This window comes from Amycolatopsis sp. NPDC004368 (genome assembly GCF_053602515.1).
Genome location: NZ_JBSGDT010000001.1, coordinates 77,616 through 98,444, shown reverse-complemented (window position 1 = coordinate 98,444; position 20,829 = coordinate 77,616). Strand labels below are relative to the sequence as shown.

Sequence of the window (20,829 nt, the reverse complement as noted above, 5' to 3'; positions counted from 1 at the left end):
CCGCCGGGTTCGCTTCAGCCCCGCAACCGTTGCGCCGCCTCCCGACCGGGGGCGGCGTGCTTGGCCGGCACCGAGTCCGGGTCCACGATGGCCTGAACGACGCGGTCGGTCTCCTCGTCCGCCAGGCCGGCCAGCAGTTCCGCGCCCGCCGGCACCGACCGTTTGACCAGCGCCAAGGCGATCGGGCCCAGCTCGTGGTGCTGCACGACCGTGCCCACGCGGCCGACCACGCGCTCGCCCAGGCGCACGGGATCACCCGTCTCAGGCGTGATTTCGGGTGAACCGTCGAGGTGCAGCAGCGCGAGGAAACGCGGCGGGCGCCCGACGTTGTGCACCTTCGCGACGGTCTCCTGGCCGCGGTAGCAGCCCTTGGCCACGTGCGCGGCGCTGCCGATCCAGCCGACCTCGTGCGGGATGGCGCGCTCGTCGGTGTCCACGCCGACGCGCGGGTGGCGCGATTCCACGCGCAGCGCGTCGAACGTCCAGCTGCCGGCCGGGCGCGCGCCCGCGTCGGTGAGCTTCTGCCACCAGGAAGCCAGCTCCGCGCGCGGCACCAGAAGGTCCACACTGGACCGCGACGGCCACGGCATCCGGCGGACCAGACCGCCGCCGGGCAGAGCCGTGATGGCGTACGGCTCGGCGCCGACCGTCACGCCCAACGTGGAGAGCACCCGCTCGGCTTCGGGGCCGAGCACGGTGAGCACGGCGAGTTCCGTTGTGGCGTCCCGGATCTCGACCTTCGACCAGAACTTCATCGCCTCGAGGTACTCGCGCAGGGTTTGCTTGCCGCCCTTGGGCAGCGCGCTCGTGGCGACGGGGCCGGGGTCGCTGTCGAGCCACACGGTGCCGTCGAGGTGCGCGAGCACGAAGTGCGTGTCGATGTGGCCCTGGCTGTCGAGCACGAGCGCTTCGGTGCCGGACGCGTCGGGCAGCTGCGTCACGTGCTGCGAGATCACGAGGTGCAACCAGCTCAAGCGTTCTTCGCCGGACACGGCAAGGACTTCGCGGTGCGAGCGGTCGATCACGACCACTCCGCGGGCGGCGGTGCGCTGCTCGGCGAACGGATCGCCCCAGTGCCAAGGCACTCCTGCCTCGGGATGTCCGTCGGGCGCGTCGATCGCGCGGGGTGCTTCCAGCAACGGCGAGCGATAGGCCATGCCCCAAGCTTATCTCTGTGCGCGCGCTGGCCACGCGGTCAAGCGTTCAAAGGAGGTGGCTGCGTCGCACCGGGCCAGTAGGGTGTCAGGATGCGCGTGCTCGCCTTCCTCGACGGAACCCTGGCCGACCCCGACGCCGCCCACCTTCGTGTGGACGACCTCGGCCTGCTGCGCGGAGACGGGGTGTTCGAGACCATCCTCGTGGCGGACAAGCAGCCCCGTGAGCTGCGTCCGCACCTCGACCGGCTCGCCCGATCCGCTGCCATGCTGGAACTGCCGGCTCCCGATCTCGCCGCCTTCGAGACGGCCGCTCGCGCCGTGATCGACAACTGGGCCGGTGGCCGGGAAATTGCGTTGAAACTCGTGTACACGCGCGGAGTCGACGGTGATCCGGCCGGCACGCCCACCGCGTTCGCGATCGGCATGGAGATCGACGAGAAGGTGCGCCGGGCGCGTGCCGAAGGCGTTGCCGCGGTGACGCTCGAGCGCGGCTTCGGCCCCGACGTCGCCGAGCGCGCGCCGTGGCTGCTGCTGGGCGCGAAGACGGTGTCGTACGCGGTGAACATGGCCGCGTTGCGCGAGGCCGCGCGCCGCGGTGCGCAGGATGTGATTTTCACCGCGGCCGACGGTTCCGTGCTGGAAGGCCCCACGTCCACGGTCGTGCTGGCCCGCGAGCGCACGCTCTACACGCCGCCGTCCACCGTCGGGATCCTGCCGGGCACCACGCAGGCGGCGCTGTTCCGTGGCGCGGAGAAGGCGGGCTGGACCGTGAAGGTCGAACCTTTCGGGGCCGCCGATCTCGCCGCCGCCGACGGCGTGTTCCTGGCGTCGTCGGTCCGGCTGGTCACGCGCGTGCACACGCTCGACGGCACCGCGCTGCCGGATTCGGCCGCGCTGCACGGTGAGCTGGTGGCGGCCTACGAAGGCGAGTACTGAGCCGGCGCCTCGCTGATCACGACGGCCGAAGCGCGCACGCCTTCGGCCTCGTACGCGGCGATCTTGTGGTGTCCGTCGAGGATCAACGGCCGGGTGCCGGCCAGCACCACGGCCACCGGACGGTGCCCGGAGCGGATCGCGGTGCGGTAGTAGGCCACGCGGGCTTCGTCGTCGGGCGGCCAGGTCGCGGTCGGGATCGGCGCGGTGTCGAGCCGGGCGGGACCGTCGACCTGGTAGCTGCCGTCGACGAGCAGGGCCAGCAGATCACGCAGGGTCTCGGCCAGCGGCCGGCGCAGCTGCCCGGTCGCCAGCGCGATGCGCAGCGACTGCGGCAGCTCCACGCGGCCGCCGCTGTTCAGCTCCAGGACACCAGTCCCACCCGTGACCGTAACCCGTTCCACAGTCTCAAGACGAGCGGAGGGCCACGTTGGTTCCTGGGGGCCCGAGGGGGCACCGTGGACTGCGCGGTCACCAGTCATGACCAGTAGCGAGGAGTTCGTTGGCGGTCGACACAGCCCGACCGGGGGTGCAGCAGGGTTCCCGCGGCGTGCCGGGGACCCTGTTCGCCGCGATCCACGGCGAACTGACACCCCGGCCCGACCGGGAACCGGTCACCGATCGCGACCCCTACATCCAGTTTCACGACCGGTCGCGGGTCATGGGCTGGCTGGACGTCCTCTGGGACATGAACGACGCCGGCCGGGAACATCCGCTGGCCGGACCGTCGCTGGTCGCCTGGTTCCAGGTCGGGGTCGGCGCCGTGCCCGGCTCCCGGTCACTGCCCGTTCAACCGTTCTTGAGCTGCGCGGGTGACGTCACCGCACGGCTGGGCGACCTGCGGTTGCAGACGGTGCAGGTGCTGCTCCCGGCCCAGAGCCTGGACACCTCGGCGCGCCCCGACATCGCCCGGATGCCGTCCGTGGCCGCCGCGGCGTGGTTCGACGACGTGAGGTCGTGGACGCCGGTGCACGTCACCGTGGACAGTGGGCAGGACCCGGCCGTCCGCCACGCGGCGCAGCACCTGCACCAATCGGTGGTCGACTTCGCCCACGACGTGTTCCGCTGCGAATCCCGGATCGAGCACGATCCGGCGCCGCCACCGCTGCCCGAGGCGGTCTGGGTCGATCCGCCACGCCACCGCGTGAGTTTTCGAGGCACGTTGGTCGAATGGTCGCTGGACGTCGTCGGCTGGCTGGGCGCGTTCATCGCCGACGTGGCCGCCCGCCGGGGCGCGGGCGTCCCGCTGCTGCTCACGGTGAGCCGCTCGACGCCGTCCTGACCCGGAACTGCACGGAGGTTCCCGGGCGGGCCTGAGCGAGTGCACCGAGCGACTCGCGGCTCACCACGGCGGCCACGGGGTAGCCGCCCGTGGTGGGGTGGTCGGCGAGGAACACCACGGGCAGGCCGCTCGGCGGGACCTGGATCGCGCCGGTGACCAGACCTTCGCTGGGCAGCTCGGCGGTGTTCGCACGCTGCAGCGGCGGGCCGTCGAGGCGCAGGCCGACGCGGTTGGACTCCGGCGTCACCGTCCACCACGCGCCGAGGCCTTCGGTCAGGTCGGTGAACCAGTCGTCGCGCGGGCCCAGGATCACGGGCACGACCAGCCGTTCCGGCGACGCGGGGGCAACCACCACGTCGGCCCCGGCGGGCACACCGGTGACCGGGCCGAGGGGCACGACAGCGCCGTCTTCCAGGGGCTCGGGCCCGATGGCCGACAGCACGTCCCGCGAACGGCTGCCCAGCACTGGCTCGACCGCCACCCCGCCCGAAACCGCCAGGTAGCAGCGCAAACCGTCGGCCGGACGGCCAAGCGTCAGCGTTTGCCCCGCCCGCAGCGACACGGCGGTGTGCGAGCCGGCGGACCGCTCGTCGACCTGAACCGGCACGACCGGTCCCGTCACCGCGACCGTGCACGGCGCCGTCGCCCGCACTGTGAGCCCGCCGAGCAGGGCCTCGATCCCGGCCGCGTCTTCGGGGTTGCCGACGAGCCGGTTGCCCAGGCGCAGGGCGTCGACGTCGAGCGCGCCGGACGGGGGCACGCCGAGGTGCGCGTATCCCGGCCGGCCGAGGTCCTGGACCAGCGCGAGCGGTCCCGTCGCGACGATTTCCAGCGCCCGCATCACACGCTCCGGAAGCGCACGCGGTCGCCGGGCGCGAACAGCACGGGCCGTTCGGCGGCCGGGTCGAACAGCGTCGCGTCGGTGTGCCCGAGCAGCCGCCAGCCGCCGGGTGACTCGCGCGGGTAGACGCCGGTGAACTCGCCCCCGATGCCGACGGATCCGGCGGGCACCTTCGTGCGCGGGGATTCGAGCCGCGGCTGCCGCAGGGCGTCGGGCAGGCCGGTGAGGTAGCCGAAGCCGGGCGCGAAACCGGTGAACGCGACGGTGTACTCGGCCTCGGTGTGCAGGCTGATCACCTCGGCCACGGACACCCCGGCCTCGTCGGCGACGAGCTGCAGGTCCTCGCCGTCGTAGGTGACTTCGAGCGTCACTTCACGCGGGGAGCCGGCGGGCGGCTGAGTGAGGTCGGCGCCGGCGAGCAGCTCCCGGACCGCGGTCAGCGCGCGCGACCCGGGTTCGGCCACGACCAGCAGGCTGCGGGCGCCGGGCACGAGCTCGGCAACACCCTCGATGCCCGCGGCGTCGACCGTGGCCCGGGCGGCGGTCATCTGCGCGAGCGAGTCGCAGTCGAGCAGGGCGGCGTGCTCGCCGCAGGGCCGCCAGAGCATGGTCAGAGCGTACTGTGCTGATGGTTTGCAATCCGGCCACAGCCACGGCCGAATGGCTTCGCGGTAACGGTCACGTGCCGAGTGGGGGATCGGCCTGCTTGTGGCCGAATTGGCAACGGCCCCGGTCAGCCGACCACTCGGTGCAGGAGAGCCGACGTGTGCGGCTGCATTTCCTGGCCCATCATCGCGCGCTCCTCGACGTAACCGAGGCTGCCTTCGATGAGGCCGTAGAGCCGCTGCGCCGCGGTGACGTCCTTGGCGGTGGCCGTGCGGATCACCGCGTCGGTGCCCAGCTCCCACGACGTCTGGTTGCGCGGCTTGCCGTAGTAGAGCTCGACGATGCCCGAGCTGTGCGTGAGCAGCAGCTCGATCGTGTCGTCCGCCTGTGGCCGCCAGAACCCGCTCTCACGGGCGGCGGGGCGGATGACGTTGCCCTCGTCGTCGAGCAGCCACGCGCGCGCCTCGTGGGTGAGGAACGGCCGTCCGTCGTGCGCGATGGTGAGCTGCTGCGCGAACTTGACCGGCCCGTCGATGGTCGGGTAGTCGACCTCGCCCTCACCCCGCCAGACGCCGATGATCGGCAGCAGTGCCAGGCACGCGTCGTTCAGGTCCGGGCCCTCGCGGAGGTTGGCCGTGTCGTTCGGGATCGGCAGGTCGTCCCACAACGGCAGGTTGCGCGTGCGCGTGCTCGCCGCGCGCTCTTCCGCGGCCGCGATGGCGTCGTCGCCACTGGCGGTCATGGTGCTCAGCGCTGGTCGGCGTACAGCCGGTAGACGACGTAGCAGGCGAACCACACGATGGCGATCGCCGCCAGGGCGAGCAGGATCGTAAACAGGGTCTCCACAGCGAGGACAATAGTCGGCCCGGGGCCGCCAGGCTCCGCGCAGGGTCGTCGCGGTGAGCACGGTCACGAAGAGCGCAGTCACGAAGAGACGGCGAGCTCGATGAGCTTCGCCGGCCGCACGCAAAGAAAAAACACGACGGGCCCCGGGGGAACAACCCCCCGGGGCCCGTCGCATGAAAAACCTCAGCCGACCGAGATCGCCAGCTGGTGCAGGCCGGGACCCTCTGCCGTGACGGAGGCTTCGCCGTTGCCCGTGCGGTGCAGGGCGCGCACCGTCCACTCGCCGGGCGCCGCGTAGAAGCGGAAGTCGCCCTCCGGAGAAGCGACCACCTCGCCGGTGAAGTCGCCGCCGCCGTCGAGGAGGCGGACGAAGGCGCCGCCGAGCGGGCCGTCGGTGCCGGTGACCTTGCCGGCGAGGACGACCTGGCCGTTAGTGTCGAAGTCAGCGGGCGTGGCCACCTGGACCGGGGCGCCGCAACCGTCGTCAGCCATTCACTTCGCTCCCAACTCGACGGGCACGCCGACCAGCGAGCCGTATTCCGTCCACGAACCGTCGTAGTTCTTCACGTCCGCGTAGCCGAGCAGCTCGTGCAGCGCGAACCACGCGATCGACGAACGCTCGCCGATGCGGCAGTAGGCGATGGTCGCCTTCGAGTCGTCGATGCCGGCCTCGGTGTAGAGGTCCTTGATCTCGTCCTCGGTCTTGAAGGTGCCGTCCTCGTTGGCGACCTTGGCCCACGGCACGTTCAGCGCGCCCGGGATGTGGCCCGGCACCTGCGACTGCTCCTGCGGCAGGTGCGCCGGGGCCAGCAGCTTGCCGGAGAACTCGTCCGGCGAGCGCACGTCGACGAAGTTCTTCGCGCCGATCGACTGCACGACCTCGTCGCGGAACGCGCGCAGCGACAGGTCCTGCTCCTTGGCCGTGTACGTGGTCGGCTCGCGCTTCACGTCGTCGGCGTTGAGCTCACGGCCGTCGAGCTCCCACTTCTTGCGGCCGCCGTCGAGCAGCTGCACGTTCTCGTGGCCGTAGAGCTTGAAGTACCAGTAGGCGTAGGCGGCGAACCAGTTGTTGTTGCCGCCGTAGAGGATCACGCGGTCGTCGTTCGAGATGCCCTTCTCCGAGAGCAGCTTCTCGAAGGCGGCCTTGTTCACGAAGTCACGGCGCACGCCGTCTTGCAGGTCGTTGCGCCAGTCGAGCTTCACCGCACCGCGGATGTGCCCGGCGTCGTAGGCGGTCGTGTCCTCGTCGACCTCGACGAAGACCACACCGGGTGTGTCCAGGTTGTCCTCGGCCCACTGGGTGGTGACCAGGGCGTCTTCACGGCTCATGGAGCTGACTCTCCTTCTGGGGTTTGGCAGTGCTAGGAAGCCCGGGCCGGGCTGAAACGCTTGAGCAGCAGGTACATCTCGCAGCCGAGGCAGAAGTTGAACGCGGCGTTCAGGAACGCGGCGAACAGCGCGAACGCCGTCGCGATGACGCCCAGCGGGGTCACGCCGGCGATGAAGCCGATCGTGCCCACGAGCGCGAACACGAAACCCACGGCCTGCGCGAACCGCAGCGGCGCCGCGTCCTCGCGCTCGGTGGGCGGGCCCAGCCGCGGCGCGACGAGCGCCCGGTACAACACGGAGTACGGCGCCGGCTTGAGGCCGACGAACGCACCGACCGCGAAGATCACGGTCTGCAGCGCCAGCAGCGGCCACCACTGCGTCACGAGCACCACGGCGAGCACGACGGTGGTGATGATCGCGGCGAACCGCGGGCCGCGCGGGTCGACGGCCGGTCCGGCGGGCATGGATCCTCCTGCTGAGGGCGAGGTGAGGGCGTGCGAAAGCACGGACGGGTGGAGCGTGCGACAACCGGCGGACGACGTGCTTCAGCGCCGGCGCGAAGAGCGCGGACACAAGCTGCTGCGCACGCGGCACAGATCCACCGCGCGGCGCTGCGTCAGCAGGGTGATGGGCAGCTCGTCCACGTCAGCGAGGGTACCGACCGCTCCAACCGGCTGGGAACCGCGTTCATACCTTGGGACGAGTCCCGGCAGCTGGGAAACCCCCGGTACGGGCCTCAGCGGACGTCGGCTTCGGCCAGGTGCGGACGCAGGGCTTCGAGCAGCTCCGGCCCCTTCGGCACGCCACCCACGCGCAACAGCTCACGGCCGTCCGCCGCCAACGCCAGCGTGGTGGGTGTGCGCAGCACCGACAAGGCGTGCGCGACCTCGGGCTGGTCGGTCACGTCGAGGTCGACGTGGTGCAGTCCCTCGGTCTTGTCGGCCAGCGAAGAGAGGATCGCGCGCGTGTGGCGGCAGGGTGCGCAGAACGTGGTGGAGATCTGGACCAGCGTGACGGCCGCGGCCGGGTCGAGAGCGTCGGCGACCGCGGCGGGCAGCTGACCGGAGCGGACGGGCTTGGCCGCGCGCACCTTGCCGTTGCGGGCCTTGAGCAGCAGGCCGGCCACGGCCGCGACCACCAGCGTGGCCAGCAGCACCCAGACTCCGGTCACCGGGCACTCACCCCTTCGACGTCGACAGGTCCGAGAAGTTCACGTTCGTCGCCTCGCCCTTGATCGTCACGGAGCCGCTGTCCACGCGCACCGCGGTCGGGGTGACCGAGAGCGGCAGCGTGCTCGTGTCGATCGAGGCGCGGAAGTTCGGCAGGAGCGCCTTCTGCACAGCGTCCGGAACGACGGTGGTCTCCTGATCATTCCCGAACTGCAGGCGGTGCGGGGTGATCGTGATCGTCTTGCCCTTGAGCTCGATCAGCGCGAAGCAGAAGATCTCCACCTTCTGCCCGGCCACCTGCACATCGCCCGAAAGGCGCAGGCCGGCGACGTTGTCGTCCTGCGGCTCGCCCGCCGCGTTGGTCGGCGTGGGGTCGGGCTGCTGGCCCTGGTCGGTGTCGCCGTACTTCACGTACGCCTGCGTGCTCTGGTCGATGCGCAGGTTCTGGATCTTGTCCAGTGGAGAGATGCGTGCGATGTCCGAGGCCTTGATCGTGACGGCGCCCGTGAGCTTGCCGATCTTCACGTTCTTCGTGTTGCCCGCGGTGAGGTCCGACAGCGGCGCGGTGACGTCTTCGAGCTCGGCGCTCACGCCCAGGTCACGCAGTTCGCCGCCGACCGGCACGCCGTCGGCCGACACGGTGATGTGACTGTAGTCACCCGAGAGGGCCTGCGTGAGGAACGGGAAACCGTGGATGTCCACCGACGGGTCGTCGCTCAGGCCGAGCTGTTGGCGAGCCTTCTGCGAGATCGTGTGCTCGGCGAACGCGGCGGCCCCGAAATCGGCTCCGACCAGCAGGATCACGAGGACCCCGAGCACGATGACCCAGCGGCGGACGCGCCGTCCGCGACGTCGGTTGTCCGGCCGAGGTGCCGGTCGGTCGTCCCGCGTCACGGGCCTGCTCACCATCGCGTCGGTTCTCCTGTTCCTGGTGGGACGGGGTGTTGTGCCAGGTGTGATCGATCCAGCACGGGCTAGGTGACGTGTTGTTCACCCGGTATTCTCACTCAGCACCGACCGAGGCCCACGTTCGAGGCCGTACGACAGGCCCTGACCAGAAGGCGGTGCGGCTCCATGAGCCTGGACCTTCTCGTGCTGACCGCGGAGACCGACCCCACCTCGGTGCTCCCGGCACTCGACCTGCTGCCCCACACCGTACGCGTCCGCGAGCCCGAGGTGACGGCGTTGCTAGACGCCGGGCACCGCGACGTGATCCTGCTCGACGCGCGCAGCGACCTCGCCTCGGCGAAGAGCCTCTGCCGCCTGCTCAAGGGCGCCGACGACGACACGAGCACCCCGGTGATCGCCGTGGTCGGCGAGGGCGGCCTGGTGGCCGTGAGCTCCGAGTGGCGCACCGACGACATCCTCCTGCCCACCGCCGGCCCCGCCGAGGTCGACGCCCGTCTGCGCCTGGTGACCACGCGCGACGGCGGGTCCGGCCAGGTCGAGGCCGAGCTGCGCGTGGGCGACCTCGTGATCGACGAGGCCACCTACACCGCACGCCTGCGCAAGCGCACGCTCGAGCTCACGTACAAGGAGTTCGAGCTGCTGAAGTACCTCGCGCAGCACGCCGGACGCGTCTTCACGCGCGCGCAGCTGCTGCAGGAAGTCTGGGGTTACGACTTCTTCGGCGGCACGCGCACGGTCGACGTCCACGTGCGGCGCCTGCGCGCCAAGCTCGGCCCGGAGCACGAGCAGATGATCGGCACGGTCCGCAACGTCGGCTACAAGTTCGAGCGCCCCGCGAAATCCGGTGCGAAGCAGTCCGCGCCGGCGATCGAGTCCACCGACTCGCCCGCGTCCGAGTACACGAGCCGCTGAAGCCACACCGGGACAGCCCCTTCCCGCGGCCGCGCGCGTGGGTAATGTCGGCTTCGTGGCGGAAATCGAACTGACGGGCTGGACGGCCGAACCCGGCGCCGACGTGGTCGAGGCGATCCGTGCGGTGCTGCTGGCGGCGAAGGCGGCCGACGGGCGGCCCGAGGTGGCCGCGACCGGTCCGTTGCCGCGCGAGTTCGCGGGCGGGTTGCACCTGCTCGCGCGCTTCGACGGCGAGCCCGCCGGCTACGCGCACCTGGACACCGAAGGCGACTCCTACGGCCGTCAGGTCGCCGAGCTCGTGGTGCACCCCGATCTCCGGCGCAGCGGCGTCGGCACCGCGCTGGCCCGCGAGCTCGACGCGAAGGCCGCCGAAACCGCGCGCGTGTGGGCACACGGCGACAGCGCCGGGGCCGCCGCGCTGGCGCGGGGTTTCGGCCTCGGCCGGCAGCGCGAGCTGCTGATCCTGCACGTCGAAGTCGAGGGCGCCGACTGGCCCGAACCCGTGCTGCGCGAAGGGTTGCGGCTGCGCACCTTCGTGCCGGGGCAGGACGAGGAAGCGATGATCGCCGTCAACGCGCGCGCGTTCGACTGGCACCCGGAGCAGGGCGCGTTCACCGTCGACGAGCTGCGCGGCGAGGAAGCGCAGGCGTGGTTCGACCCCGCGGGCTTCTTCCTCGCGGAGAACGCGGACGGCGCCGTGGTCGGCTTCCACTGGACCAAGGTGCACGAGGCCGTGCCCGGGCGCTTCGGCGGTGAGCCGGTCGGGGAGGTGTACGTCGTCGGGGTCGATCCGGACACGCAGGGTGGTGGCCTCGGCAAGGCGCTCACGCTCGCGGGCCTGCGGTACCTGCGCGATCGGGGACTACGCCAAGTCATCCTCTACGTCGAGGGTGACAACGCTCCGGCACTGGCGGTGTACGAGAAGCTGGGGTTCACGCGTTTCGAAACCGACGTCCAGTACGGTCGGTAGTCACCGTCGACTCCGGGCACTCCCCGTGTTACTTTCTGCGTACGCGCAGGTCACAGCAGAGACACGACACCCTTTCGGCGTAGTCGCCCTGCTCACATACGGTGTCTTGTTCACTTTGCGTTCATCTCTCCAAGGGGGACCGTCCACCGGGGCTGCCTAATGTCCGGATCCGGCGCGCTGAGATGCGTGCCGATCCGGCGAAGTCTCCGAGTGGAGGAAATGCAGTGAAGATCATGCGGCCCCTTGGTGCCGTGGGCATCGTGGCGAGCGCCGCCCTGGTGCTCGCCGCCTGTGGTAGCGACCCCGCGGCGAGCAACAGCAGCAACTCCAGCTCGGCCGCCGCCCCCGCCGCCACCGGCACCGCGCAGGTCGACTGCGGTGGCAAGAGCCCGCTGTCCGGTGAGGGCTCGACGGCGCAGAAGAACGCCGTCGACGTCTTCAACCAGGCCTACGGCAAGGCGTGCAGCGGTCAGAAGGTCAACTACACCGCCAGCGGTTCGGGTGCGGGTGTCAAGCAGTTCAACGGCAACCAGGTCGACTTCGGCGGCACGGACTCCCCGGCCACCGGCGCGGACCTCGCCGCCGCCACCGCGCGCTGCGCCTCCCCGGCGTGGAACATCCCGATGGTCGTCGGCCCCGTGGCGATCGGCTACCACCTGGACGGTGTCCAGGGTCTGACCCTCACGCCGTCGGTGATCGCGAAGATCTTCACCGGCGCCATCAAGAACTGGAACGACCCGGCCATCAAGGCGGTCAAGGGCAACGAGAGCCTCACGCTCCCGGACAAGCCGATCCAGGTCGTCTCCCGCTCGGACGAGTCGGGCACCACCGACAACTTCCAGAAGTACCTCGGTGCCGCGGCCCCGGCCGACTGGACCAAGGGAGCCGGCAAGAAGTTCAACGGCGGTGTCGGCAACGGTGCCTCCGGCTCGAACGGTGTCGCCACCACGGTCAAGGGTGCCGACGGCTCGATCACGTACGTGGAGGGCGCGTTCGCCAAGGACGGCGTCACCCCGGCCAAGATCGACAGCGGTTCCGGCGGTGTCGAGCTCTCGGCTGAGAACGTCGCGAAGTCCCTCGACGCCGCGACCTTCCTGAACGCGGGCTCCAACGACCTCGCGCTCGACCTGAACAAGATCTACGCGAGCAACACCCCGGGTGCCTACCCGCTGCTGCTCACGACCTACGAGCTCGTGTGCTCCAAGTACTCGAACGCGGACGTCTCGAAGGCCGTCAAGGCGTTCCTGACGGTGTCGGCCACGACCGGCCAGCAGCAGCTGTCGAGCAAGGGTTACGTGCCGATCCCGCAGAGCCTGCAGGACAAGGTGCTGACCGCCGTCAAGGCGATTTCCTGATTTATCCTCGACAGGTCTGAGTAACCAAACGCAGGACGCAACCAGTCGATGAGCGAGTCATCCTCGACGCGAACGCCCACCGGCGGCCCCGGTGGGCGTTCGTCGTCCGCCCGAGCGTTCCCGGAGGATCCGATTTCGGACACAGCATCCGCGCCGGCCCCCGAAAGGCCGCCCGCGCGGGAGAACCCGAAGAAGGTGCGGGCCGGTGACCGCATCTTCCAGAACCTGACCACCGGGGCCGGCATCTTCGTCGTCGCGCTGATCGGCCTGATCGGGGTCTTCCTGATCATCCAGGCCATCCCGGCACTGCGGGTCGACAAGGTCAACTTCCTGTTCAACCACGGGTGGTCGACCAACGACCCGGCGAACATGGCGTTCGGCATCGCGGACCTCGCGGAGGTCACCGTGGCCACCTCGCTGGTGGCGCTGATCATCGCCATGCCGGTTTCGCTCGGCATCGCCCTGTTCCTCACGCAGTACGCGCCGAAGCGGCTCGCCCGCGGCTTCGCGTACGTGATCGACCTGCTCGCCGCAGTGCCGTCGATCATCTTCGGCCTGTGGGGCATCATCGTGTTCGCCCCGGCCATCGAGCCGTTCTCGCTGTGGGTGAACTCCACGTTCTCGTGGTTCCCGCTCTTCGCGCCCGGCAACGTGCAGCCGAACGTGCGCGGCACGATCTTCACCGCCGGCATCGTGCTGGCGGTGATGATCCTGCCGATCATCACGTCGCTCTCGCGCGAGGTGTTCGAACGCACGCCGACCCCGCACATCGAAGGCGCGCTGGCGCTGGGGGCCACCCGCTGGGAGGTCATCCGCACCACGGTGCTGCCGTTCGGCAAGGCCGGTTACATCGGTGCGTCCATGCTGGGCCTCGGCCGCGCGCTCGGTGAGACCATCGCGCTCGCGGTCATCCTGCTCATCCCGCAGGGCCGCAACTTCGACTGGAGCCTCTTCGACGGTGGTGCGACGTTCGCGTCGAAGATCGCCGCGAACTACAGCGAGTTCAACAACGCCACCTCCGCCGGTGCGTACATCGCGGCCGGCCTGGTGCTGTTCGTGCTGACGTTCCTGGTGAACTTCGCCGCCCGGTCCGTGATCAGCAGGAAGGTGGACTGACCATGTCCACAACGCTCGAACGTCCCGCCGTGACGCCTCCGTTCCAGCAGGTCAGCCTGGCCCGCAAGGCCAAGAACGGCTTCGCCACGGTGCTGGTGTGGCTGGCGTTCCTGATCGCCGTGGTGCCCCTGGTGTGGGTGCTCTACACCGTGATCGTCAACGGCATCAAGCGGATCCCGTTCACGAATTGGTGGACCGAGGACTTCGGTTCCGTGCTCAGCGACGAGGTCGGCGGCGGTGTGGTGCACGCCATCATCGGCACGCTGGAGCAGGGCCTGATCTGCGCGGTCATCGCGGTGCCGATCGGCCTGCTGGTGTCGATCTACCTGGTGGAGTACGGCCGCGGCAAGCTCGCGAAGGCCACCACGTTCATGGTCGACATCCTCTCCGGTGTCCCCTCGATCGTGGCCGCGCTGTTCATCTACGCGCTGTGGATCACCACGCTCGGCCTGCCGCGCAGCGGTTTCGCGGTGTCGCTGGCCCTGGTGCTGCTCATGATCCCGGTGGTCGTCCGCTCGTCGGAGGAAATGCTGCGGATCGTGCCGGACGACCTGCGCGAGGCGTCCTACGCGCTGGGTGTGCCGAAGTGGAAGACGATCATGAAGATCGTGCTCCCGACGGCGCTGTCCGGCATCATCGGCGGCATCATGATGGCGCTCGCCCGCGTGATGGGCGAGACGGCGCCGCTGCTGGTCCTCGTGGGTTACTCGGCCTACGTGAACTGGAACCCCTTCGACGGCGAGCAGGCCGCACTGCCGCTGGTGATGAACAACGAGCGCGTGACCAACTCGCTCGACCCCGGGAGCGTCGGTTTCGACCGGATCTGGGGCGCGGCGTTGACGCTGGTCATCATCATCGCGATCCTGAACTTGCTCGCCACCCTGCTCTCCCGGCTCCTCGCCCCGAAGAAGAAGTGAGTCATGGCCAAGCGAATCGACGTCAAGGACGTAGACATCTACTACGGCAAGTTCCACGCCGTGGACAGCGTCACGCTGAATGTGCCGCCCCGCAACGTCACCGCGTTCATCGGGCCGTCGGGCTGCGGTAAGTCGACCGTGCTGCGCACGCTCAACCGGATGCACGAGGTGATCCCGGGCGCCCGGGTCGACGGCGAGGTGCTGCTCGACGGCGAGGACATCTACGCCTCGGCCGTGGACCCGGTGCAGGTGCGCCGCACGATCGGCATGGTGTTCCAGCGCCCCAACCCGTTTCCCACCATGTCCATCAAGGACAACGTGGTGGCCGGGCTTCGCCTGGGCGGCACCAAGAACCGCAAGCAGCTCGACGAGATCGCCGAGCGTGCGCTGCGGGGGGCCAACCTGTGGAACGAGGTCAAGGACCGGCTCAACAAGCCGGGCGGCGGCCTCTCCGGTGGTCAGCAGCAGCGGCTCTGCATCGCCCGCGCCATCGCGGTGCAGCCCGACGTGCTCCTGATGGACGAGCCGTGTTCCGCGCTCGACCCGATCTCGACCCTGGCCATCGAGGACCTGATCGGCGAGCTGAAGAAGGATTACACGATCGTCATCGTCACGCACAACATGCAGCAGGCGGCGCGTGTTTCCGACCAGACGGCGTTCTTCAACCTCGCCGGCGTCGGCCAGCCGGGCCGGCTGATCGAGCTGAACGACACGGAGAAGATCTTCTCCAACCCGGACGAGAAGGCGACCGAGGACTACATCTCGGGCCGCTTCGGCTGATCGTTCTTCGCCCGTACGGAAAGCGGCCCCTTTGTCCACTTCGGATGGAGGGGCCGTTTCTCGTTGTGGGTGGCCGGGACAGCAAAAGGCCGCTTCCCCGGTGGGAAGCGGCCTTTCGTTCGGACGTCGGGATCAGACGTTGAGGTCCTCGTCCGAGTCGTAGCCCGGCATGTGGCCCGTGACCACGAAGATCATGCGCTTGGCGACCGAGACGGCGTGGTCGGCGTAGCGCTCGTAGAAGCGGCCGAGCAGCGTGACGTCGACGGCCGCGGCGACGCCGTAGGGCCACTCGCGGTCCATCAGCACGGTGAAGAGGTGCCGGTGGATGTCGTCGACCTGGTCGTCCTCGGCCTCGAGGTCCTTGGCGGCGTCGACGTCCTTGGACTTGATGACCTGCTCGGCCTGGCGGGCGAGCTTCACGGCCGCGCGGCCCATCTCGGTGAAGTACGGCTTGACCGAGTCGGGCAGCACCGCCTCGGGGTGGCGCCGGCGCGCGGCCTTGGCGACGTGCAGGGCGAGGTCGCCCATGCGCTCGAGGCTCTCGGCGGCGTGGATGGCGGCGAGCACGGTCCGCAGATCCGTGGCGACGGGCGCCTGGAGGGCGAGCAGCGCGTAGGCCTGCTCCTCGCACTCGGCGCGCGCGTCGTCGACCTTCGCGTCGTCGCTGATCACCTGCTCCGCGAGGCCCAGGTCGACCTCCAGAAGGGCCTTGGTGGCCAGCTCCATGGCCTCGGCGACCTGCGCCGACATGGCGGCCAGGTTTTCGGCGAGTTGATCGAGTTCGACATGGTAAGCCTCACGCATGGCCATACCCTACGACGCGCATTGTCCGAATACCGCATCGCCGGGTGAACCGCACGTGAATCCGGTCTAACGAATCCTGCGGGCTCAGCCGTCGGTGCTCTTGTCGTCGACCTTCGCCGCACCCGCATCGGCCGCGGTCGTGGGCTTTTCCCCAGGCAGCGGGGTGTTGTCGCGCAGGGCTCCGAAGAGCGAGTCCGTTCTGGACTTCACGAGGACTTCGTTGCCGCGCTTGTTGGCCGTGCCGGTGGTGGGCACGGTCATGAAAGTGATCTTCGACGGATCGACGCCGCGCATCGACTGGGCGAGTGTCATCATTTGCTGCACGCCGAGGTTGTCGCCGAACGTGGCCTTCGCGAACGCCGTGATGAAGCCGGACAGCTTGCCCGGATCAAGCACGACGTCGGACGACATGACCTTCTTCAGCAACGCTCCGATGAACGACTGCTGCCGCTTGATCCGCCCGTAGTCCGACGTCGGGTCGCCCTTCACGTGGCGGGCGCGCACGTAGTTGAGGGCCTGGTCGCCGGAGATCGTGACGTTGCCGGTCTCCAGCAGGACCTTGCCGAGCACCTCGTCGTCGATGGGTTTCTCGTTCTGGATGGTCACGCCGTGCACCGCGTCGACCATGTCCTTGAAGCCGTTGAAGTCGATGCCGACGAAGTGGTTGATGCGCAGGCCGGTGATCTTCTGGATCACCTTCGTGACGCACTGCGGGCCACCGACGGCGTACGCGGTGTTGAGCTTCGCGATGTCCTGCCCGGCCACGACCTCGTCGGTCGTCTCGGACTTGCCCGGGTCCCAGCGGTTGCAGTCGGGCCGCGCGATCTCCAGGTCCCGCGGGAAACTCACCACGACGACCCGCTTCCGGTCCGCCGGCACGTGGGCGACCATCACGGTGTCCGAGCGCGCCCCGGGGTTGCTCTCGGCTGTCCCGACGCCCTCTTCCGCGGACGCCCCGTCGCGGCTGTCGGAGCCGACCATGAGGAAGTTCTCGTCGTTGGCCTGGGCGCCGGCGTCGAGGATGTCCTTCGAGTTCTCGTCCAGCGCGGAGACCTCCGTGAACTTGGCGTCGAACCAGTTCACGGCCCCCCAGGCGACGCCGGTGCCGAGCAGCACCAGGATAGCGAGCACGATGAGCACGATGCGGCCGATGCGGATGGCCCGTTCGTTGTGCCGCTGCTTCTTCTCCTGCAGCCGTGTCTGAGGGGCGCGCTCTTCGGGGTTTTCGGTGCTGTCAGGGCTTTCTTCCTCGTCGGTGATCGCCCGCTGGATCCCGGTGGGCGCCACCACGCGCTGCAGGGCGGTCCTCGTCTGCTCGAACAAGGCCACCGGCCGCGCCGTGAACCGCGCCATCCTTTCCCGGCGCTTGTCCTCCTCCGCCAGCATCTCGTCGTGGGCGGCGGAGAAGCGGGCCAGGGAGTGGTCGATTTTCCGCCGGTACTGCGTGGCTTCGTCGATGGCTTCCATCTCGTCCGTCATGGTCAACGGATCGAGCTCGGACCTCGCGGGCACGCCGGCGGGGCGCACGGGGGTTCTGCGCTGGCGGGGCGGGCGTTGTGGCTGGGGTGCTTGCTTGCCGTCAACGGGCGGGGTCAGCTGGGTGCGCTCGCCGACAGGCGAGGTGAGCTGGGTGCGCTCGGCCTTGGAGGGCTGGCCGGCGGGTTCGGCGCCTTGGCCGGTTTCGCCGTTCTGCCCACCCTCGCTCGAGGCATCAGCCGCGAACCCTTGCTCCACAACGGGCTTACCGCCCACGGGGGCACCATTCGGCCCGGGCCTCGCGGTGGCCCTCCCCGGCGGCCGCCGCTTGCCATTCGCGCCGGGCTTGCCGTTGGCGTCGGCAGGCGTGTCGGCTCCTGGCAGGCCGCCGTCGCCGGGCTTGCCATTGCGCCCGGCAACCTGCCCGGCGCCGGGCAGGCCGCCGTTGCCGGGCAAGCCATTGGTTCCGGGTTTGCCATTGGTGCCGGGCTTGCCATTGGGTCCGGCAACCCGCTCGGCAGCGGGCACGCCGTTGGCGCCGGGCTTGCCATTGGGCCCGGGCTTGCCATTGGGCCCGGTCTTGCCGTTGCGTCCGGCACCCTGCTCGGCACCTGGTATGCCGTTGGCACCCGACATGCCGTTGGCGGCGGAGTTGCCATTCGGGGCAGGCTTGCCGTGGGGCAGGGCTTGCGGACCTGAACTGCCGTTCGGGCCGGTCTTGCCGTTCCCGCCGTTGGCTCCCGGCATGGCACGGGGTCCGGGCATGCCATTGCGGCCGGTCTTGCCATTGGCGTCGGCAGAAGTGTCGGGTCCTGGCACGCCACCGTTGCTGGGCATGCCGTTGGGTCCGGTCTTGACGTTGCGCTCGGCAATCCGCTCGGCACCCGGCATGCCGTTGGCACCTGGCATGCCGTTGGCGGTGTTGCCATTCGGGGCCGGCTTGCCATTCGGGAGGGCTTGCGGGCCCGAGTTGCCGTTCGGGTCGGGCTTGCCGTTCCCGCCGTTGGTTCCTGGCAAGGCGCGGGGCCCGGGCATGCCATTGCGTCCGGCAGCCCGCTCGGGACCCGGCACGCCGTTGGCGCTGGGCATGCCGCTGGGACCAGGCATGCCGCTGGGACTTGGCATGCCATTGCGGCCCGGCTTGCCGTTGGGGCCGGCGGGACCGCCCGGGTGTGGCATGGAGCCGGTGGTGGGCATGCCGGCGGGGGGTGCTGCGCCGTTCGGGCCGGGGGTGCCGTTGGTGCGGGCGCCGGTGCGGCCGGGGGTGCCTTTGGGTGTGGCCTGGCCGTTGTGGTCGGCGAGCGCGCCGGGGTTCGGCATGCCGTTCGGGCCAGGCTTGCCGTTGGGGCCGGCCGGGTGTGGCATGGAGCCGGTCGTCGGCATGCCGTTGGGGCGGGAAGGACGGCCGCCGGGAGGGGGCGGGGTCGCGGCGGTTCGGCCGGGGGTGTGGGGGTGGTCGGCCGGGTCGGGGGTGCCGTGGCGGCGGGCGGGGGTGTGGGTGGCCGGGAGGTCCGAGAAATCCGGGTCGTGGTCGGGCACCGCGTGGGTGCCGCTCGGAGCCGGGGGCTCCGGGGCGCGGCGGCGGCCGGTGGGGAGTGACTGCGAGGTCGTCGGGCGCCGGGGGGAAGGCGGTTCCGGCGAGGCCCGGCGGGCGCCGCGCGACGGCGGCGAGTCCGGAGCGTCCGCGGAGTGTGAGTTCAGCCCGGCGGAATCCGCGGCGTGCGAGGTGCGTCCGGCCGGGGAATCCGGGCGGAGCACGGGGCCGCCCGCCGAGGGTGCGGCGGGCGGGTCGTCATCGGCTCGGGCGCGGCGGCCGCGGGGTGGCGGCTGCTCGGCGCGGTGGCGGCGGGAGGAAGTCTCCTCGGCGAGGTGGGAGGTGCCGGAGTCCGAGTCGTCGCTGCGGTGGCGGCGGGAGGAAGTCGAGTAGGTCTCCTCCGCGAGGTGCGAAGCACCCGAATCCGCGGCACGGCGCGAGCCCGCGCGGGAACCGGTGGAGGAGCTGGCTGAACTCGTGCTCGCGGAGTAGGCGCGGGAGTCTTCGGCGCGGCGTGCGCCCGAGGTGGAAGTCCCGTTGGTGTCGGCGGAGTGCCCGCCGTAGGACCCGGACGAGCCGTTGGAGCCCGCGGAGTACCCACCGTCGGCGCTGGAGGTGCCGGAAGTGCCGGCCGAGCGGCTCCCATTAGCGCCAGCAGAGCCGTTGAACCCGGATGCCCCGTCGGAGTACCTGCCCGAGCCGTTCGACCCGTTCGAGCCGTAACCCCGCGGCTCGGCCCGCCGCGAACCAGGGTCCGAGTCCTCCGTGTCGAAGGTCGGGCGTTCGCCCGTGTGGCGGGCGACGACGTCCGAGACGCTGATCCCGCCCTGGGTCTCCATGGAGCGGCGGCGGCCGGGGCGAGGGGTTGCGCTGTCCGAGTGGCGACCGGTGCCGGGCTGGGGGCGATCGTCGGGCACTCGGACTCCTTTCGCACTTCGGGCACTTACGAACCGGCGGCGGCGCCTTTCGTTCCGGCTCTCCCACGGCACGTCGTTCCTCGGGAGGTTTTCGTTATCGTACGGATACCCGCCGTTCGTGACGACACCCTCCCGCGAATTTCTTCACCATGAGTCGACCCAGGGCGGCCCGAAGCGGACGAACAGGTGAAGATTGGAGCAAGCAAAGGGGAGTAAGCGCCGCTATCCGTTACTCAGAGTGGGTAATGACGCGCGTCGTTTCGCGGTCGTGATAGGCGACTTTGTTGCGCCCCGCGCGTTTCGCCGCGTAGAGGAGGTTGTCGGCGCGCAGGAGTTGCCGCTGGGCGGACACCGGGCCGGCGGAAGCGTGCGCGAGACCGGCGCTGATGGTGACTCGCAGCCCGGGCTGAAGTTCTGACCAGGGGTGACGGGCGACCCGCGTGCGGGCGGCCTCGACGATTCGCACGGCCCCCGCCGCATCGACGCCCGGCAGCACGAGCGCGAACTCCTCACCGCCGTACCGGGCGCAGAACCCCTCGGGCGGCAGCTCTTCCTGCAGGAGATCGGCAACACGACAGAGCACGCGATCGCCGAGGAGGTGACCGTACGTGTCGTTCACGTGCTTGAACCGGTCGAGGTCGATCAGCGCGACGGCGAGCCCGCGCGCGGCCGGCAACCCGGGCAGCCGCTGGTCGAGGTAACGGCGGTTGTAGCTCGACGTGAGCGGGTCCCGCAAGCTGCCGGCCCGCGCGATGTCGAGCGCGGACCGCAGGTGTTCGTACGCGCGCCGCCAGTCGCCCTGCTTGGCGAACATGCCGGCGATCGTCTCGTGCAGGCTCAGCAGATCGGGAGCGGGTGCACCCGCCGTGAGCTCGTCCTCGGCCGCCACACCCACCTCCGCCACCTCATGGTTGTCGTCGTAAAGGAGCGATGGCTTGAGTCATCGGTACGCGCGAAAGCGAATATCGCTCAAGTG

22 protein-coding genes are annotated in these 20,829 nt (G+C 70.1%); 8 read left to right on the top strand and 14 right to left on the bottom strand.

Annotated features, from left to right (window positions below; all coding sequences use genetic code 11):
• Positions 1–14: 14 nt before the first annotated feature.
• On the bottom strand, positions 15–1,157 hold the full coding sequence (gene ygfZ / locus ACWEOE_RS00380) for a CAF17-like 4Fe-4S cluster assembly/insertion protein YgfZ (RefSeq protein WP_452001782.1): 1,143 nt from the start codon (positions 1,155–1,157) through the stop codon (positions 15–17).
• Positions 1,158–1,247: 90 nt separating this feature from the next.
• Here ygfZ and ACWEOE_RS00375 point away from each other — a divergent pair, with 90 nt between their 5' ends.
• The gene (locus ACWEOE_RS00375; protein ID WP_452001779.1) at positions 1,248–2,093 is read left to right on the top strand and encodes an aminodeoxychorismate lyase; all 846 of its coding nucleotides are present in this window, start codon (positions 1,248–1,250) and stop codon (positions 2,091–2,093) included.
• On the opposite strand, the gene ACWEOE_RS00370 is transcribed toward ACWEOE_RS00375, so the two are convergent.
• Positions 2,075–2,494 carry a hypothetical protein gene (locus tag ACWEOE_RS00370; protein ID WP_452001776.1) on the bottom strand — a complete coding sequence of 140 codons (420 nt, stop codon included), beginning with the start codon at positions 2,492–2,494 and terminating at the stop codon, positions 2,075–2,077. The genes ACWEOE_RS00375 and ACWEOE_RS00370 overlap by 19 nt on opposite strands.
• A gap of 98 nt (positions 2,495–2,592) precedes the next feature.
• On the opposite strand from ACWEOE_RS00370, the gene ACWEOE_RS00365 reads away from it, so the two are divergent.
• Positions 2,593–3,372, top strand: a complete 780-nt coding sequence (locus ACWEOE_RS00365) for a hypothetical protein (RefSeq protein WP_452001773.1) — start codon at positions 2,593–2,595, stop codon at positions 3,370–3,372.
• Here ACWEOE_RS00365 and ACWEOE_RS00360 read toward each other — a convergent pair.
• The 9 genes from ACWEOE_RS00360 to ACWEOE_RS00320 all read right to left on the bottom strand — a co-directional run bounded on the left by ACWEOE_RS00360 (position 3,344) and on the right by ACWEOE_RS00320 (position 9,072).
• Positions 3,344–4,213, bottom strand: coding sequence for a 5-oxoprolinase subunit C family protein (locus ACWEOE_RS00360; protein WP_452001770.1), 870 nt, complete (start codon positions 4,211–4,213; stop codon positions 3,344–3,346). The two genes, ACWEOE_RS00365 and ACWEOE_RS00360, sit on opposite strands and share 29 nt — an antisense overlap.
• Positions 4,213–4,821, bottom strand: coding sequence for a 5-oxoprolinase subunit PxpB (gene pxpB, locus ACWEOE_RS00355; protein ID WP_452001766.1), 609 nt, complete (start codon positions 4,819–4,821; stop codon positions 4,213–4,215). The genes ACWEOE_RS00360 and pxpB overlap by 1 nt, the downstream gene beginning before the upstream one ends.
• A gap of 125 nt (positions 4,822–4,946) precedes the next feature.
• Positions 4,947–5,561 carry an FABP family protein gene (locus tag ACWEOE_RS00350; protein ID WP_452001763.1) on the bottom strand — a complete coding sequence of 205 codons (615 nt, stop codon included), beginning with the start codon at positions 5,559–5,561 and terminating at the stop codon, positions 4,947–4,949.
• A gap of 287 nt (positions 5,562–5,848) precedes the next feature.
• On the bottom strand, positions 5,849–6,157 hold the full coding sequence (locus ACWEOE_RS00345; protein WP_452001761.1) for a DUF1416 domain-containing protein: 309 nt from the start codon (positions 6,155–6,157) through the stop codon (positions 5,849–5,851).
• A complete protein-coding gene (locus ACWEOE_RS00340; RefSeq protein WP_452001759.1) occupies positions 6,158–6,994 on the bottom strand; it encodes a sulfurtransferase in 837 nt (278 codons plus the stop codon).
• A gap of 32 nt (positions 6,995–7,026) precedes the next feature.
• On the bottom strand, positions 7,027–7,458 hold the full coding sequence (locus ACWEOE_RS00335; RefSeq protein ID WP_452001756.1) for a DUF4395 domain-containing protein: 432 nt from the start codon (positions 7,456–7,458) through the stop codon (positions 7,027–7,029).
• A gap of 81 nt (positions 7,459–7,539) precedes the next feature.
• Positions 7,540–7,638, bottom strand: a complete 99-nt coding sequence (locus ACWEOE_RS00330; RefSeq protein WP_326567015.1) for a putative leader peptide — start codon at positions 7,636–7,638, stop codon at positions 7,540–7,542.
• Between the two features lie 92 nt (positions 7,639–7,730).
• Complete coding sequence (locus ACWEOE_RS00325; RefSeq protein ID WP_452001753.1) at positions 7,731–8,165, bottom strand: TlpA family protein disulfide reductase; 435 nt, start codon at positions 8,163–8,165, stop codon at positions 7,731–7,733.
• Between the two features lie 7 nt (positions 8,166–8,172).
• Positions 8,173–9,072 carry an LmeA family phospholipid-binding protein gene (locus ACWEOE_RS00320; RefSeq protein ID WP_452001750.1) on the bottom strand — a complete coding sequence of 300 codons (900 nt, stop codon included), beginning with the start codon at positions 9,070–9,072 and terminating at the stop codon, positions 8,173–8,175.
• A gap of 165 nt (positions 9,073–9,237) precedes the next feature.
• Between ACWEOE_RS00320 and ACWEOE_RS00315 the strand changes: the two genes are divergently transcribed.
• The 6 genes from ACWEOE_RS00315 (at position 9,238) to pstB (ending at position 15,122) form a co-directional block, all read left to right on the top strand.
• Positions 9,238–9,984: a winged helix-turn-helix transcriptional regulator gene (locus tag ACWEOE_RS00315; protein WP_452001747.1), complete on the top strand. Its 747-nt coding sequence runs from the start codon at positions 9,238–9,240 to the stop codon at positions 9,982–9,984.
• Between the two features lie 64 nt (positions 9,985–10,048).
• Positions 10,049–10,954, top strand: a complete 906-nt coding sequence (mshD, locus tag ACWEOE_RS00310) for a mycothiol synthase (protein WP_452003281.1) — start codon at positions 10,049–10,051, stop codon at positions 10,952–10,954.
• 224 nt (positions 10,955–11,178) lie between these two features.
• Positions 11,179–12,309, top strand: a complete 1,131-nt coding sequence (gene pstS / locus ACWEOE_RS00305; RefSeq protein WP_452001745.1) for a phosphate ABC transporter substrate-binding protein PstS — start codon at positions 11,179–11,181, stop codon at positions 12,307–12,309.
• 195 nt (positions 12,310–12,504) lie between these two features.
• A complete protein-coding gene (gene pstC / locus ACWEOE_RS00300) occupies positions 12,505–13,425 on the top strand; it encodes a phosphate ABC transporter permease subunit PstC (protein WP_452001742.1) in 921 nt (306 codons plus the stop codon).
• Between the two features lie 2 nt (positions 13,426–13,427).
• A complete protein-coding gene (gene pstA, locus ACWEOE_RS00295; protein WP_452001739.1) occupies positions 13,428–14,342 on the top strand; it encodes a phosphate ABC transporter permease PstA in 915 nt (304 codons plus the stop codon).
• Between the two features lie 3 nt (positions 14,343–14,345).
• The gene (pstB, locus tag ACWEOE_RS00290) at positions 14,346–15,122 is read left to right on the top strand and encodes a phosphate ABC transporter ATP-binding protein PstB (RefSeq protein ID WP_452001736.1); all 777 of its coding nucleotides are present in this window, start codon (positions 14,346–14,348) and stop codon (positions 15,120–15,122) included.
• A 132-nt stretch (positions 15,123–15,254) separates the two neighbouring features.
• Here the strand turns inward: pstB and phoU are convergent, their stop codons facing one another.
• The 3 genes from phoU to ACWEOE_RS00275 form a co-directional block, all read right to left on the bottom strand.
• Positions 15,255–15,926 (bottom strand): phosphate signaling complex protein PhoU, encoded by a 672-nt coding sequence (gene phoU / locus ACWEOE_RS00285; RefSeq protein WP_452001733.1) that lies wholly within the window; start codon positions 15,924–15,926, stop codon positions 15,255–15,257.
• An 84-nt stretch (positions 15,927–16,010) separates the two neighbouring features.
• The gene (locus ACWEOE_RS00280) at positions 16,011–17,438 is read right to left on the bottom strand and encodes an LCP family protein (RefSeq protein WP_452003278.1); all 1,428 of its coding nucleotides are present in this window, start codon (positions 17,436–17,438) and stop codon (positions 16,011–16,013) included.
• A gap of 2,644 nt (positions 17,439–20,082) precedes the next feature.
• On the bottom strand, positions 20,083–20,757 hold the full coding sequence (locus tag ACWEOE_RS00275; RefSeq protein ID WP_452001730.1) for a GGDEF domain-containing protein: 675 nt from the start codon (positions 20,755–20,757) through the stop codon (positions 20,083–20,085).
• Positions 20,758–20,829 lie beyond the last annotated feature (72 nt).

Bases quoted from the DNA above. Each gene is read 5' to 3' on its own strand.
- ygfZ (WP_452001782.1), bottom strand. From the start codon at position 1,157: ATGGCCTATCGCTCGCCGTTGCTGGAAGCACCCCGCGCGATCGACGCG.
- ACWEOE_RS00375 (WP_452001779.1), top strand. From the start codon at position 1,248: ATGCGCGTGCTCGCCTTCCTCGACGGAACCCTGGCCGACCCCGACGCC.
- ACWEOE_RS00360 (WP_452001770.1), bottom strand. From the start codon at position 4,213: ATGCGGGCGCTGGAAATCGTCGCGACGGGACCGCTCGCGCTGGTCCAG.
- pxpB (WP_452001766.1), bottom strand. From the start codon at position 4,821: ATGCTCTGGCGGCCCTGCGGCGAGCACGCCGCCCTGCTCGACTGCGAC.
- ACWEOE_RS00350 (WP_452001763.1), bottom strand. From the start codon at position 5,561: ATGACCGCCAGTGGCGACGACGCCATCGCGGCCGCGGAAGAGCGCGCG.
- ACWEOE_RS00345 (WP_452001761.1), bottom strand. From the start codon at position 6,157: ATGGCTGACGACGGTTGCGGCGCCCCGGTCCAGGTGGCCACGCCCGCT.
- ACWEOE_RS00340 (WP_452001759.1), bottom strand. From the start codon at position 6,994: ATGAGCCGTGAAGACGCCCTGGTCACCACCCAGTGGGCCGAGGACAAC.
- ACWEOE_RS00335 (WP_452001756.1), bottom strand. From the start codon at position 7,458: ATGCCCGCCGGACCGGCCGTCGACCCGCGCGGCCCGCGGTTCGCCGCG.
- ACWEOE_RS00320 (WP_452001750.1), bottom strand. From the start codon at position 9,072: ATGGTGAGCAGGCCCGTGACGCGGGACGACCGACCGGCACCTCGGCCG.
- ACWEOE_RS00315 (WP_452001747.1), top strand. From the start codon at position 9,238: ATGAGCCTGGACCTTCTCGTGCTGACCGCGGAGACCGACCCCACCTCG.
- pstA (WP_452001739.1), top strand. From the start codon at position 13,428: ATGTCCACAACGCTCGAACGTCCCGCCGTGACGCCTCCGTTCCAGCAG.
- pstB (WP_452001736.1), top strand. From the start codon at position 14,346: ATGGCCAAGCGAATCGACGTCAAGGACGTAGACATCTACTACGGCAAG.
- phoU (WP_452001733.1), bottom strand. From the start codon at position 15,926: ATGCGTGAGGCTTACCATGTCGAACTCGATCAACTCGCCGAAAACCTG.